Below are 12,959 nucleotides of genomic sequence, written 5' to 3' on the forward strand. Positions count from 1 at the left end.
CGGGCCACACTGTCTCCGTGAGACATGTCATCGCCCTCGATGTGGGCGGCACCGGGATGAAGGCCGCCCTGGCGGGGCCGGGGGGCGAGCTGCTCCACCAGGCCCGCCGGGCCACCGGCCGCGAGCGCGGTCCCGAGGCCGTCGTCGCGGGCATCCTGGACTTCGCCGCCGAGCTGCGCGCCCTGGGCGCCGACCGGTTCGGCGAGCCCGCCGCCGCCGCGGGCGTGGCCGTCCCCGGCATCATCGACGAGGAGCACGGCACCGCCGTCTACGCGGCCAACCTCGGCTGGCGCGACGTACCGCTGCGCGCGCTCCTCGGCGAGCGGCTGGGCAGCGTCCCGGTCGCCCTCGGGCACGACGTGCGCACCGGCGGGCTCGCCGAGGGGCGCGTCGGGGCCGGGAAGGGCGCCGACCGGTTCCTGTTCGTGCCGCTGGGCACCGGCATCGCGGGCGCCATCGGCATCGACGGCCGGGTCGAGTCGGGCGCCCACGGCTTCGCGGGCGAGATTGGCCACGTCGTCGTGCGCCCCGGCGGCATCCCGTGCCCGTGCGGGCAGCGCGGGTGCCTGGAGCGGTTCGCGTCCGCGTCGGCGGTCAGCCAGGCGTGGGCACAGGCCTGCGGCGACCCGGAGGCGGACGCCGCCGACTGCGCCAAGGCCGTCGAGTCGGGGGACGCGCGGGCGCTCGCCGTGTGGCAGGACGCCGTGGACGCGCTCGCCGACGGACTGGTCACCGCGCTCACTCTGCTGGACCCGCGCGTGCTGATCATCGGTGGCGGCCTCGCCGAGGCCGGGGAAACCTTGTTCTCACCGCTGCGGGACGCCGTCCGACGGCGCGTCACCTTCCAGAAGCTGCCCGAGATCGTCCCCGCGGCGCTCGGGGACACCGCGGGCTGCCTGGGCGCCGGGCTGATGGCCTGGGACCTGCTCGGCACCGGTCCGCACGGCACCACCCCTACGACCACCATGACTCCCCCGGAGGTAACCACCTGATGGCCCCAAGCAAGGTTCTCGCCGGTGCCCGGGTGGTACTGCCCACCGGGACCGTGGACGACGGCCGCGTGATCGTCGACGGCACGCGGATCGCGGACACGGCGCCCCCCGGGGCGGAGATCGTCGACGTGTCGGGCCACTGGGTGGTCCCCGGCTTCGTCGACATCCACAACCACGGCGGCGGCGGCGCCTCCTTCACTGGCGGCACCGCCGAGGACGTCCTCAAGGGCGTCGAGACCCACCGCCGGCACGGCACCACGACGGTGGTCGCCTCCGCCGTCACCGGCGACCTCGACTTCCTCGCCCGGCAGGCCGGGCTGCTCGCCGAGCTGGCGCAGCAGGGCGACGTCGCCGGCATCCACTTCGAGGGGCCGTTCATCTCCCCGTGCCGCAAGGGCGCCCACGACGAGCAACTGCTGCGCGACCCGGACCCGGCCGAGGTCCGCAAGCTGGTCGACGCCTCGCACGGCCACGCGAAGATGATGACGCTCGCCACCGAGCTGCCGGGCGGCCTGGACTCCGTACGGCTGCTCGCGGAGCACGGCGTGATCGCGGCGATCGGGCACACCGACGCGACGTACGAGCAGACGGTGCAGGCCATCGACGCGGGCGCGACGGTCGCCACGCACCTCTTCAACGCGATGCCCCCGGTCGGCCACCGCGCCCCCGGTCCCATCACCGCGCTGCTGGAGGACGAGCGGATCACCGTCGAGCTGATCAACGACGGCACGCACCTGCACCCGGCCGCGCTCCAGCTGGCCTTCCACCACGCGGGCGCCTCCCGGGTCGCCTTCATCACCGACGCGATGGACGCGGCCGGCTTCGGCGACGGCCGCTACCTGCTCGGCCCGCTGGAGGTCGAGGTCGCGGACGGCGTGGCCCGGCTGGTGGAGGGCGGCTCGATCGCGGGCTCCACGCTCACCCTGGACCGCGCCTTCAAGCGGGCGGTGACGGTGGACGGGCTGCCGGTCGGGGACGTCGTCGCGGCGATCTCCGCCAACCCGGCGCGGCTGCTGGGCCTGGACGACCGGATCGGCTCCCTGGAGCCCGGCAAGGACGCCGACCTGGTGGTCCTGGACGACGCGTTCGACCTGGTGGGCGTCATGCGCCGGGGCGAATGGGCGGTCGATCCCCAACTGGCCTGATCCGTCCCGGGACCGGGCCCCGACGGCCGACCGGGGGCTGGGCCGACCGCCGCCCTTTTGGCATGATCGTGTCGTGGAGCACAGCTCCACGGGCACGCCAGCCGCAGACGATCGGGGGAGGTCGGCACGGTGATCCTCACCGTCACACTCAACACCGCGCTCGACATCACCTACCGCGTCCCGGGCCTCAGGCCCCACGCCTCCCACCGGGTGACCGAGGTGACGGAGCGTCCCGGCGGCAAGGGCCTGAACGTCGCCCGGGTGCTGGCCGCCCTCGGGCACGAGGTCACGGTCACCGGCTTCGCGGGCGGCACCACCGGCGACACCGTGCGCGCGGGACTCACCGGCGTGCCCGGGGTGGCGGACGCGCTGGTGCCGGTGGCGGGGGCGACGCGGCGCACCATCGCCGTCGTGGACGAGCGCACCGGTGACACCACCCAGCTCAACGAACCGGGCCCGGCCGTCGCGCCCGCCGAGTGGAACGCCTTCCAGGAGGCGTACGAGGAGCTGCTGGCCGGTGCCGCCGCGGTCGCCCTGTGCGGCAGCCTGCCGCCGGGTGTCCCGGTGGGCGCCTACGCCGGTCTGGTGCGCGCCGCCCGCGCGGCGGGCGTGCCGGTGCTGCTGGACACCAGCGGGGAGCCGCTGCGCCGGGGGGTCGCCGCCCGTCCGGACATCATCAAGCCGAACGCCGACGAGCTGGCCGAGCTGACCGGCTCGCACGAGCCGCTGCGGGCCACGCAGGCCGCCCGTCGGCGCGGCGCCCGCTCGGTGGTCGCCTCGCTGGGGGCCGCCGGACTGTTCGCGGAGACCCCGGAGGGCCGCTGGCGCGCGGCCCCGCCCGCCCACGTGCGCGGCAACCCGACCGGCGCGGGCGACTCGGCGGTCGCCGGGCTGCTCTCCGGCCTGGTGGAGCACCTGCCCTGGCCGGACCGGCTGGCCCGCGCGGTCGCCCTGTCGGCGGCGACGGTGCGGGCGCCGGTGGCGGGCGAGTTCGACCGGGCGGCGTACGAGGAGCTGCTCGGCCGCGGGGTGGCGGTGACGGCGGAGGCCGACGCGGCGTGACGCGGGGCGGCGGACGTGACGCGCGGCCGGTCTACGGGGCCGTCAGCCCGTCGTGAGCGAGAACTGGTCGATGACCGCCTCGCATTTGTTGTCCGCGTTGCAGGCCAGCTCGATCGTGTTGGTGCCCTCGTTGAGGTTCACGGTGGCCCAGGTGGACTTCCAGCCCTTTTCCCAGTCCCCGGCGGGCGTGCCGCCGAAGTTGCTCATGTTCAGCGGGCGGGCCTGGGCCTTGCCGTTGACCAGCAGGGTGGCGTCGGCGTCGGTGCCCGGGGTGCCGTAGCGCACGTTCAGCCGGTAGCTGCCGGCCTTCTCGATGCCGCTGACGGTCCAGGTGACCTTCGCGCCGACCTGGTTGAAGCCCGTGACGTAGACCCCGCCGTCGGCCTTCGCGCCCTCGATGTCCGAGGCGGTCGTCACGCCGGGCGACAGCCTGAGCGCCTTCGCGTCGGTCGCGGGGAGCTCGACCTCCTCCTCGGCGTCGTCGCTGGCCGAGGGGCTGGGCTCGCTGCTCTGGGACTGGGTGGGCGTGGAGCCGCCACCCGCCTCGTTGCCGCCCTTGTCGTCCTCCGAGCTGCTGCTCGTCATGGCCACGGCGATACCGACGACGACCGCGGCGACGACCGCGACCGCGCCGATCAGCAGTCCCTTGGTGTTGGGACCGCGGCGACCGCCGCCCCCGCCCGCGCCGCGTCCCGGCTGCTGCGGGCCGTTCGGCGCGCCGCCGCCGGGGAGCGTCTCCGGCGCCGCGTAGTGCGCGTTGGGTGCGCCGTACGCGCCCTGTTGCTGCGGGGCGGCCTGGCCGTAGGCGGCGGTCGGGGCGGCCTGGCCCTGCGGTGCGCCGCCGTACTGCCGTGTGCCGACGGGACGCACCCGGTTGACGGAGTTCGGGTAGCCGTAGCCACCGGACGGCGGCTGGGCCCCGTTGGCCTGCCCGTCGGCGTAGAGGTAGCCGAAGGGGTCGTCGTCCTCGGGCGTGCTCGCGCCGTTGTTGCCGGGCGTCATCCCTTGGTCTCCTAACCAGATGCTTGCGTGTGCGGTACGGGTCGTGAGAGGGCGAGCCTACCCGCTCGCACTGACCCGAAAGGGTGACTCAGACCGCATCGGCGCCCTGACCTGGTGATCATCCCGCACGTCGGTGCTGTTTGGGACGAGATCGTTTCTCGACGTACATACGTTCGTCAGCAGACTTCAGCACTTCGTCCGCCGTCATGCCGCAGTGGGCCCACCCGATGCCGAAGCTGGCCCCCACGCGGACGGCCCGTCCCTCGGCGCGGATCGGCTGGATGATCTCGTTGCGCAGGCGTACGGCGAGGTCCTGGGCGTCGGCGCGGCCGAGCCCGTTGGCGAGGATCACGAACTCGTCGCCGCCGAGCCGGGCCACGGTGTCCCCGTCGCGGACGCCGCCGCTGAGCCGGCGGGCGACCTCGATCAGGACGGCGTCACCGGCGTTGTGCCCGAACCGGTCGTTGATCGACTTGAAGCCGTCCAGGTCGCAGAAGAGGACCGCGAGCCCCTTGGTGCCGTCGTCGCGGCCGTCCTCGGGGGCGACGGCGTGCACGTGGTGGTCGTAGGCGCCGTACGGCTCGGCGGCCGCCGCCCCGAAGTCGAAGGTGTGGCCGCCGGAGTCGAAGACGGCGGAGTCCCCGTAGGCGGCGTCCATGGCGTCCACCACGCCCGCGTGCGGCGACTGCGGGCGCCGGCACAGCCGGGCGGCGAGGCGGGAGCGCAGCTCGGCGCTGTTGGGCAGGCCGGTGAGGGAGTCGTGGGAGGCGCGGTGGGCGAGCTGGAGCTCGCGGCGCTTGCGCTCCTCTATGTCCTCGACGTGGGTGAGCAGGAAGCGGGGCCCGTCGGCGGCGTCGGCGACGACGCTGTTGCGCAGGGAGACCCAGACGTAGGTGCCGTCGCGGCGGCCCAGGCGCAGCTCGGCCCGGCCGCCCTCGGCGGAGGTGCGCAGCAGGGTGCCGATGTCCTCGGGGTGGACGAGGTCGGAGAAGGCGTAGCGGCGCATGGCGGAGGCGGGGCGGCCCAGCAGGCGGCACAGGGCGTCGTTGGTGCGCAGGATGCGGCCGTGCTGGTCGCCGCCCATCTCGGCGATGGCCATGCCGGAGGGGGCGTACTCGAAGGCCTGCCGGAAGCTTTCCTCGCTGGCCCTCAGCGCCTGCTGGTCGCGCTCCAGGCGGACCAGGGCGCGCTGCATGTTGGAGCGGAGCCGGGCGTTGCTGATCGCGATGGCGGCCTGGAACGCGTACATCTGCAAAGCCTCGCGGCCCCAGGCGCCCGGGCGGCGGCCGTTGCGCGGCCGGTCCACGGAGAGGACACCGATCAGCTCGCCGCTGTTGCCGCCGCCCTGCGGGCCGGGGGCGTACAGCGGGGCGAAGAGCCGGTCCGAGGGGTGCCACTCGTCCTCGAAGCGGGGCGCGGGCCCGTCGGTGTACCACTGCGGGACGTCGTCGTCGTCGAGGACCCAGCCCTCGGTGTGGGGTATGAAGATCAGGTCGCCCCACTGCTCGCCCATGCGCAGCCGCCGGTCCCAGGACTCGCGGGAGCCCGCCCGGCCGGTGATGAGGGCCTCGGCGGCCTGGTTGCCGGAGAAGGCGGCGACGACGAGGTCACCGTCGGGCCGGACCAGGTTGACGCACGCCAGCTCGTACCCGAGGGCCTGGACGACGCCGTCGGCGACGGCCTGCAGGGTGTCGGCCAGGCTGCGGGCCTTGTTCATGTCGGCCATGGCCTGGTGCAGCTGCCGCAGGGACGCAAGACGGACGTAGGGCTCCGACTCGGTCTCCATGCTCGCCCTCCCCCCGAGACCTCGCAGCGAATCAAGGGTTGCCTTGGCGCCTTTACTGATGGTGCCCTTCCAGTTCCCCGCCACTGAATCACAGCGCGCTGCCCACTCGGTACACAGGGTCAACAATTACGCTCCCTTGTGACTCAAGTCACAGCGAAAGATGAACAATTGAGTGGTGTTTCTGCGTTTTCTCTGTGCGTTTACTGAACGCAAATTCTGTGTCCGTCCGCACACCTCGCGCCGGACTCCTTCGGTGGTCCTAGGACCCGGTTCCGTCCGGGGCCCGATGCCGGGCGCCGGGACCGGCGATTAGCGTGACGATGTGCCGAACACTCCTTCCCTCACGTCCCCCGCGTCCCCCACGCTCCCGTCGCCGTCGCCCGCCGCCGGGCATGCTGAGGGGGTGAGCAACGAGGAGTTCCGTGCCGCCATGTCCCGGCTGGCCTCGGGCGTGGTCCTGGTGACCGCGCAGGAGCCGCCGTTGGACCCCGACGACCCGCAGGCGCCGAGCGGCGAGGACGTCGGCATGACGGCCACCGCCTTCATGTCGGTCTCCCTGGACCCGCCGCTGGTCCTGGTCAGCCTGCGCGAGGGCTCCCGCATGGACGACCTGCTGGACGAGCAGCCCCTGTGGGCGGTCTCCGTCCTGTCCGAGAGCCAGCGGCACATCGCCGGGCGCTTCGCCATGAAGGGCCGCGTCAGCGACCGGCTCCTCTTCGCCGACATCCCCTACGTACGGGGCGAGGCGACCGACGCCCCGCTGGTCGGCGGCGCCCTGGCCACCCTGGAGTGCCGCACCGAGCAGCGCGTGCGGGCCGGGGACCACACCCTGGTCATCGGCCGCGTGCTGACCGCCTCGCTGCCGAGCGCGGACGGCGGACCGCTGGCGTACTTCCGGGGGCGGTACCGGCAGTTGGGGTGACCCTTCAATCGCTCGTTAATCGCTCGTCGTCCGTGCGACGCCCGCTTAAGGTGCGCGCATGACGACCAGCACCAAGCTCCGCCTCGCGGAAGTCACCCGCGCGAACTTCGAGGCAGCCACCGCCATACGGGTCCGCCCCGACCAGGAGTTCGCCGTCGAGCCGGTGATGACATCGCTCGCCGAGGCCTACCTCCACCCCGGCGTCGCCTGGCCCCGCCTGATCCTCGACGGCGACCGCCCCGTCGGCTTCCTCATGGCCTTCTTCGACATCGACTGGTACGAGGACGGCAGCGTGCGGCGCTCCGGACTGTGGCGGCTGAACATCGCGGCCGGCGAACAGGGCCGGGGATACGGCCGTTTCGCGGTGGAGTCGGTGGCCGGGGAGATCCGCCGGCGCGGCGGCGAGGAGTGCTACGTCACCTGGCACCCGGGCCCGGACGGCCCCGAGGGCTTCTATCTGGGGCTGGGCTTCAGGCCGGACGGCGAGACGAGCGAGGGGCAGACGGTGGGGGTGCTGAAGCTGGCCTAGTGGCCCGCTTCAGTCCCAGTTCTTCGGGGAGCGGCCGCGCTTGGTCTGCGAGCGCTGCTTCTTCTCGCGCAGCCGGCGTTCGTTGATGCCGCGCGGTATGCGGGTCGGCCTGCGGGGCTTGGGCGGCGGGGCGGTGGCCTCGGCGAGGAGGGCCGTGAGGCGTACGGCGGCACTCTCGCGGTTGCGCCACTGGGAGCGGTGCTCGGAGGCGCGGACGGTGACGACGCCGTCGGTCAGGCGCCCGGCCAGCCGCTCCAGCGCGCGGCGCTTCCACACCTCGGGCAGCGCCTCGGTGCGCGCCAGGTCGAAGCGGAGCTCCACGGCCGTGTCCGTGGTGTTGACGTGCTGCCCGCCCGGCCCGGAGGACCGCGAGAAACGCCAGACGAGCTCGGCCTCGGGAAGGGAGACGGAGCCGCGGATGACATGGGGACCGGACATGCCGTCCATGTTCCCGTCCCCGTGCGGTCCACGTCACCCCATTATCCTCGGCCCCGGCCTCGGTAAAGAAAGTAAAGAGAGCTGGAACCTTGTGGACCCCTCTCGTCGTTCATGGGGGTAGCTGTAGCTTTCTTGCCGTACGTAAACGAGGGAAGGGACTCCCAACAATGGCTGTAAGCCTGTCCAAGGGTGGCAACGTCTCGCTCACCAAGGAGGCTCCGGGCCTGACCGAAGTCACCGTGGGCCTCGGCTGGGACGTCCGCACCACCACCGGCACCGACTTCGACCTCGACGCCTCCGCGATCGCGGTCAACACGCAGGGCAAGGTGTACTCCGACGCCCACTTCGTCTTCTTCAACAACAAGCAGACGCCGGACAACACCATCGTCCACACCGGTGACAACCGCACCGGCGAGGGCGCCGGCGACGACGAGGCGATCAACGTCAACCTGGCGGGTCTCCCGGCCGACATCGAGAAGATCGTCTTCCCGGTCTCGATCTACGACGCCGAGAACCGCTCGCAGAACTTCGGCCAGGTGCGCAACGCCTACATCCGCATCCTCAACCAGGCCGGCGGCGCCGAGATCGCCCGCTACGACCTGTCCGAGGACGCGGCCACCGAGACCGCCATGGTCTTCGGCGAGCTCTACCGCAACGGCGCCGAGTGGAAGTTCCGCGCCGTCGGCCAGGGCTACGCCTCGGGCCTGGTGGGCATCGCCCAGGACTTCGGCGTGAACGTCTGACGTTCGCCCGCGCGTTTCGCGGTACGAAGGCCCCCCGGACGTCCGGCCGGGGGGCCTTCGGCGTTTCCGTGGCGGACTTCCGTGGCGGGCTTCAGGGCAGCAGGCGCTGCTCCTTCGCCACCGCGACCGCGCCCGCGCGGGTGTCGACGCCCAGCTTGTCGTAGATGCGCCGCAGGTGGGTCTTCACCGTCGCCTCGCTGATGAACAGGGCGCGGGCGATCTCCCGGTTGCCGAGGCCGGTGGCGAGCTGGGCCAGGATGTCGCGTTCGCGGTCGGTGAGGGAGGGGCGCGGGCTGCGCATGTTGGCCATGACCCGGCCGGCGACGGGGCCGGACAGCGTCGTACGGCCCTGAGCGGCGGCGTGGATGGCGGCGAAGAGCTCCTCGGGGCGTTCGGCCTTCAGCAGGTAGCCGGTCGCCCCGGCCTCGATGGCGCGGGTGATGTCGGCGTCGGTGTCGTACGTCGTCAGCACCAGGACGTGCGGGACACGGCCGGAGCCGGTCGGCGGTGTGCCGGTCGGCGGTGTGCCGATCGCCGGGGCGGCGGTGAGGCGGCGGGTGGTCTCCACGCCGTCGATGCCCGCGCCGAGCTGCAGGTCCATCAGCACCACGTCCGGCGCCAGCCGCGCCGCGAGCGCCAGCGCCTCCTCGCCGGTGCCCGCCTCGCCGACCACCTCGATGCCGGGGGCGCTGTCGAGCAGGGCGAGCAGTCCGGCCCGCACGACGACGTGGTCGTCGCAGACCAGGATGCGGACGGGGGCGGGCCCGCCGTCTGCCGGGTGGGTCATCGGGGTGTCTCCTGCCGGTCGGCCGGGTCGGGGCGGGGCGCTTCCAGGGGTACGGCGGCGGACAGGACGGTGCCCTCGCCGGGCGCCGACTCCACGGTCAGGGTGCCGCCCAGCTGGCGCAGCCGGGCGCGCATCGCGGGCAGCCCGTGTCCGCGCACCCCGGCGGGGGCGTCGGGGAGTGCCGCCGGGTCGAAGCCGTGGCCGTCGTCGGTGACGTCCAGGACGGCCTGGTCGTCGAGGAGGGTGAGGGTCAGGGCGGCGGTGGCGGCGCCCGCGTGTTCGCGGACGTTGGCCAGGGCGCCCTGGGCGATGCGCAGCAGGGCCGACTGGACGCGGTCGGGCAGCAGCGGGGAACGGCCGCCGTCGTCGACGTGGACGCGCACGGTGAGGTGGTCGCCGGACTCCCGCACGGCCAGGGCGCGCAGCGCCGCGTCCAGGCCGCCGCCGCGGGCGAGGTCGGCGGGGGCGAGGTCGTGGACGAAGCGGCGGGCCTCGGTGAGATTGTGTTCGGCGACGGAGGCGGCGCCCCGGACGTGGGTGCGGGCCTTGTCCGGGTCGGTCTCCCAGACCCGCTCGGCGGCCTGGAGCAGCATCCGCTGGCTGGACAGGCCCTGGGCGAGGGTGTCGTGGATCTCCATGGACAGCCGCTGCCGTTCGGCGAGGGTGCCCTCGCGGCGCTCGGAGGCGGCGAGTTCCCGGCGGGTGCGGATCAGGTCGTCGATCAGGGCCCGCTGCCGGGCCGCCTGCCGTTCGGTGTGCAGGAACACGGCGGCGGCGATCGCGGCGACGGCGGGCGGCGCGAGCAGCAGGTTGGGGTCGAAGCCCCCCGCGAGCCGGAGCTGCGCGGCGACGACGAACAGCGTCAGGACGGTGACCAGCACCAGCGCCGCCCTGGCCGGGAGGGTGCGCAGGCCGGTGTAGAAGAGGGGCACCGCGCACCAGGCGAAGCTGGGCGCGAGGACGACCAGCACCATCCACACCACGACCACCAGGCCCAGCCAGGCCAGGCGCCGCCGGGCGGGCCGGTTGGCGGGGCCGGACGGCTCGGGGCCGGTCAGGGCGGGCCCGAGCAGGTGCAGCACCGCGAGGGTGAGGGAGAGGGCGAAGATCCACGGGGTGCGGGGCTCGCCGGGGTGGCGCAGCAGGAAGCGGGCGAGGGCGCCGCCGAGCAGGAGGAAGAACGCCGCGTGCATCACCGCGCCGAGCCACCGGCTGTCCGGGTCGTACGGCTTCGGCATCCGGCGCCCACCTCCTTGCGTCCGCGTTCGCGGCCGCGCCTGCCCCTGCTCCCCAACCTGCCGCAGGGGGACGCTGAGCTGCGCGAACACTCCCATGATGACCCTTCGGGACGGCCCGCGGGTCAGCCGATCGGACGACCCCGCCGTCGCCCGATCCGTCCGCGACCGGCAGCCGGAACGGCGACCGCGCGCCCCCGGTGCCGGGCGGAGGGTGGAGAGCAGACGGAAGCCCGCCCCCCTTCGAGGAGCAGACACCCATGAAGAAGACCCTCTCCCGCCGCGCCCGCATCGCCACCGGCGGCGCCGTTCTCGCCGCGGTCGCCGCCGGCACCTTCGGCACGGTGGCGGCGAACGCCTCCGCCCCCGACGCGGCCCAGGGCTCCGCGGTGGCCGCCGTCCCCGCCGCCGCCGAGGCCGGCAAGCGCGACACCACCACCTCCACGCACCTGACGATCGACGCCGCGACCGAGGCCGCGCAGGCGGCGCTGAAGGCCGCGAAGAAGGAGGGCCAGCGGATCACGGTCGCCGTCGTCGACCGCAACGGCAACACGATCCTCACCATGCGCGGCGACGGCGCCGGCCCGCAGTCCTACGAATCGGCCGTGCAGAAGGCCTTCACCTCCGTCGCCTGGAACGCCCCGACGACGGAGCTGGAGGGCCGCCTGGAGAACGCCCCGAACCTGAAGGACATCCCCGGCACCCTGTTCCTGGGCGGCGGCGTCCCGGTCACGTCCGGCAAGGCCCCGATCGCCGGCATCGGTGTGGCGGGTGCGCCGTCCGGCACCCTGGACGAGAAGTTCGCGCAGGCGGGCGCGGAGGCGATCGACTAGAGCCCGGGGCGCCTCACGGCGGTCCCAACAGCCGGTCCCAACGGGCGTTTCACGTGAAACGCCCCATAGGATCACGACGTGCGCACCACCCCCCGTCTGCTCGTAGCCGCCGCCACCGCCACCGCCCTCGCGGCGTGCAGCGGTGGCGGCGCGGTCGACGGCACCCCCGGCGGCTCGGGCGTGCGCGACCCGTACTTCCCCAAGGCGGGCAACGGCGGCTACGACATCGGGCACTACGACCTGACTCTGGCCTACGACCCCGACGACAGGCACCTCACCGGAACGGCGGCGATCACCGCCCGTGCGACCCAGGACCTGTCCGCCTTCAACCTGGACCTCAAGGGCCTGGACGTCGAGGAGGTCACCGTCGAGGGCCGGGACGCCCGTTTCAACCGGGCCGGTCAGGAGCTGACCGTCCGCCCGGCCGACGAGCTGGACGACGGGGAGACCTTCCGCGTCACCGTCCGCTACTCCGGTGAGCCGGTGACGATCACCGACCCCGACGACTCGAAGGAGGGCTGGCTGCCCACCGCCGACGGCGCGGTCGGGCTGGGTCAGCCGACGGGTTCGATGGCCTGGTTCCCCGGCAGCCACCATCCCTCCGACAAGGCGACGTACGACCTGAAGGTGACCGTGCCGGAAGGGCTCGGTGCCGTGTCCAACGGCGAGTTGACGGGCGAGTCGACCCGCGGCGGCCGTACGACGTCCACCTGGCACGTCGGAGAGCCGATGGCGAGCCACGTCGTGACGGTCGCCGTCGGCGAATGGGAGACGGAACGCTTCACCACCGACGCCGGCCTGCCGGTCCACACGGCCGTCGACCCGCGGCAGGCCGACGCGAGCCGCGAGGTGCTGGGGCGGATTCCCGAGGTCATGGAGTGGGCCGTGGAGAACTTCGGCCCGTACCCCTTCTCCTCCACCGGTGCGATCGTCGACCGCGTGGCGGACGCCGGGTACGCCCTGGAGACCCAGAACCGGCCGTACTTCCCCGGCGCCCCCGACACCGTCCTGCTCGTCCACGAGCTCGCGCACCAGTGGTACGGCAACTCCGTCAGCCCTAAGACCTGGCGCGACATGTGGCTCAACGAGGGCTTCGCCACCTACGCAGAGTGGCTGTGGGAGGAGGACCAGGGCGGCGACAACGCCCAGGAGACCTTCGACGCGCTCTACGACGGGACCTACTACGACGACGCGGACGCGAACGCCTCGATCTGGGCGTTCCCGCCCGCCGAGCCACCCGACGCGGAACACATCTCGGCGAGCCCCGTCTACCAGCGCGGCGCGATGGTCCTGCACAAGATCCGCCAGGCGGTCGGCGACGAGGCGTTCCTCGGCCTCCTGCGGGGCTGGGCCGCCGAGCACCGCCACGGCAACGCGGACACCGATGACTTCACGGCCTACGTGGAGAAGTCGGCGCCGGACGAGGACTTCACGGCGGTCTGGGAGGACTGGCTGTACGGGGACGGCAGGCCGGACAGCGCTTGA

13 protein-coding genes are annotated in these 12,959 nt (G+C 73.5%); 8 read left to right on the forward strand and 5 right to left on the reverse strand.

Annotated features, from left to right (window positions below):
- Window positions 1–56: 56 nt before the first annotated feature.
- From AMK11_RS21650 to AMK11_RS21660, 3 genes are all read left to right on the forward strand, one after another.
- Entirely contained in the window at window positions 57–992 is a 936-nt protein-coding gene (locus AMK11_RS21650; protein WP_241847037.1) for an ROK family protein, read from the forward strand.
- A complete protein-coding gene (gene nagA, locus AMK11_RS21655) occupies window positions 992–2,137 on the forward strand; it encodes an N-acetylglucosamine-6-phosphate deacetylase (protein WP_073729655.1) in 1,146 nt (381 codons plus the stop codon). Before AMK11_RS21650 ends, nagA begins: the two co-directional genes overlap by 1 nt.
- A gap of 129 nt (window positions 2,138–2,266) precedes the next feature.
- Entirely contained in the window at window positions 2,267–3,199 is a 933-nt protein-coding gene (locus tag AMK11_RS21660; protein ID WP_073729656.1) for a 1-phosphofructokinase family hexose kinase, read from the forward strand.
- A 42-nt stretch (window positions 3,200–3,241) separates the two neighbouring features.
- On the opposite strand, the gene AMK11_RS21665 is transcribed toward AMK11_RS21660, so the two are convergent.
- Window positions 3,242–4,201, reverse strand: a complete 960-nt coding sequence (locus AMK11_RS21665; protein ID WP_073729657.1) for a CBM35 domain-containing protein — start codon at window positions 4,199–4,201, stop codon at window positions 3,242–3,244.
- 118 nt (window positions 4,202–4,319) lie between these two features.
- Window positions 4,320–5,987, reverse strand: coding sequence for a diguanylate cyclase CdgB (cdgB, locus tag AMK11_RS21670; RefSeq protein ID WP_073729658.1), 1,668 nt, complete (start codon window positions 5,985–5,987; stop codon window positions 4,320–4,322).
- A 322-nt stretch (window positions 5,988–6,309) separates the two neighbouring features.
- On the opposite strand from cdgB, the gene AMK11_RS21675 reads away from it, so the two are divergent.
- Together AMK11_RS21675 and AMK11_RS21680 are read left to right on the forward strand one after the other, a co-directional pair.
- A complete protein-coding gene (locus tag AMK11_RS21675) occupies window positions 6,310–6,909 on the forward strand; it encodes a flavin reductase family protein (RefSeq protein WP_073729659.1) in 600 nt (199 codons plus the stop codon).
- 58 nt (window positions 6,910–6,967) lie between these two features.
- On the forward strand, window positions 6,968–7,438 hold the full coding sequence (locus AMK11_RS21680; protein WP_073729660.1) for a GNAT family N-acetyltransferase: 471 nt from the start codon (window positions 6,968–6,970) through the stop codon (window positions 7,436–7,438).
- 9 nt (window positions 7,439–7,447) lie between these two features.
- Here the strand turns inward: AMK11_RS21680 and arfB are convergent, their stop codons facing one another.
- Window positions 7,448–7,885, reverse strand: coding sequence for an alternative ribosome rescue aminoacyl-tRNA hydrolase ArfB (gene arfB / locus AMK11_RS21685; protein WP_073729661.1), 438 nt, complete (start codon window positions 7,883–7,885; stop codon window positions 7,448–7,450).
- Window positions 7,886–8,043: 158 nt separating this feature from the next.
- Here arfB and AMK11_RS21690 point away from each other — a divergent pair, with 158 nt between their 5' ends.
- Window positions 8,044–8,619, forward strand: a complete 576-nt coding sequence (locus AMK11_RS21690; RefSeq protein WP_007450822.1) for a TerD family protein — start codon at window positions 8,044–8,046, stop codon at window positions 8,617–8,619.
- A gap of 91 nt (window positions 8,620–8,710) precedes the next feature.
- Here AMK11_RS21690 and AMK11_RS21695 read toward each other — a convergent pair whose 3' ends face one another.
- The gene (locus AMK11_RS21695) at window positions 8,711–9,406 is read right to left on the reverse strand and encodes a response regulator (RefSeq protein WP_073729662.1); all 696 of its coding nucleotides are present in this window, start codon (window positions 9,404–9,406) and stop codon (window positions 8,711–8,713) included.
- The gene (locus tag AMK11_RS21700) at window positions 9,403–10,644 is read right to left on the reverse strand and encodes a sensor histidine kinase (RefSeq protein ID WP_073729663.1); all 1,242 of its coding nucleotides are present in this window, start codon (window positions 10,642–10,644) and stop codon (window positions 9,403–9,405) included. Before AMK11_RS21700 ends, AMK11_RS21695 begins: the two co-directional genes overlap by 4 nt.
- A gap of 257 nt (window positions 10,645–10,901) precedes the next feature.
- On the opposite strand from AMK11_RS21700, the gene AMK11_RS21705 reads away from it, so the two are divergent.
- Together AMK11_RS21705 and AMK11_RS21710 are read left to right on the forward strand one after the other, a co-directional pair.
- The gene (locus tag AMK11_RS21705; RefSeq protein WP_073729664.1) at window positions 10,902–11,474 is read left to right on the forward strand and encodes a GlcG/HbpS family heme-binding protein; all 573 of its coding nucleotides are present in this window, start codon (window positions 10,902–10,904) and stop codon (window positions 11,472–11,474) included.
- A gap of 78 nt (window positions 11,475–11,552) precedes the next feature.
- Window positions 11,553–12,959 carry a M1 family metallopeptidase gene (locus tag AMK11_RS21710; RefSeq protein WP_073729665.1) on the forward strand — a complete coding sequence of 469 codons (1,407 nt, stop codon included), beginning with the start codon at window positions 11,553–11,555 and terminating at the stop codon, window positions 12,957–12,959.

This window comes from Streptomyces sp. CB02414, from assembly GCF_001905385.1.
GTDB lineage: Bacteria > Actinomycetota > Actinomycetes > Streptomycetales > Streptomycetaceae > Streptomyces.

Excerpts from the sequence above, each read along its gene's own strand:
- AMK11_RS21650 (WP_241847037.1), top strand. The coding sequence starts at position 57 with ATGAAGGCCGCCCTGGCGGGGCCGGGGGGCGAGCTGCTCCACCAGGCC.
- nagA (WP_073729655.1), top strand. The coding sequence starts at position 992 with ATGGCCCCAAGCAAGGTTCTCGCCGGTGCCCGGGTGGTACTGCCCACC.
- AMK11_RS21665 (WP_073729657.1), bottom strand. The coding sequence starts at position 4,201 with ATGACGCCCGGCAACAACGGCGCGAGCACGCCCGAGGACGACGACCCC.
- cdgB (WP_073729658.1), bottom strand. The coding sequence starts at position 5,987 with ATGGAGACCGAGTCGGAGCCCTACGTCCGTCTTGCGTCCCTGCGGCAG.
- AMK11_RS21680 (WP_073729660.1), top strand. The coding sequence starts at position 6,968 with ATGACGACCAGCACCAAGCTCCGCCTCGCGGAAGTCACCCGCGCGAAC.
- arfB (WP_073729661.1), bottom strand. The coding sequence starts at position 7,885 with ATGGACGGCATGTCCGGTCCCCATGTCATCCGCGGCTCCGTCTCCCTT.
- AMK11_RS21690 (WP_007450822.1), top strand. The coding sequence starts at position 8,044 with ATGGCTGTAAGCCTGTCCAAGGGTGGCAACGTCTCGCTCACCAAGGAG.
- AMK11_RS21695 (WP_073729662.1), bottom strand. The coding sequence starts at position 9,406 with ATGACCCACCCGGCAGACGGCGGGCCCGCCCCCGTCCGCATCCTGGTC.
- AMK11_RS21700 (WP_073729663.1), bottom strand. The coding sequence starts at position 10,644 with ATGCCGAAGCCGTACGACCCGGACAGCCGGTGGCTCGGCGCGGTGATG.
- AMK11_RS21705 (WP_073729664.1), top strand. The coding sequence starts at position 10,902 with ATGAAGAAGACCCTCTCCCGCCGCGCCCGCATCGCCACCGGCGGCGCC.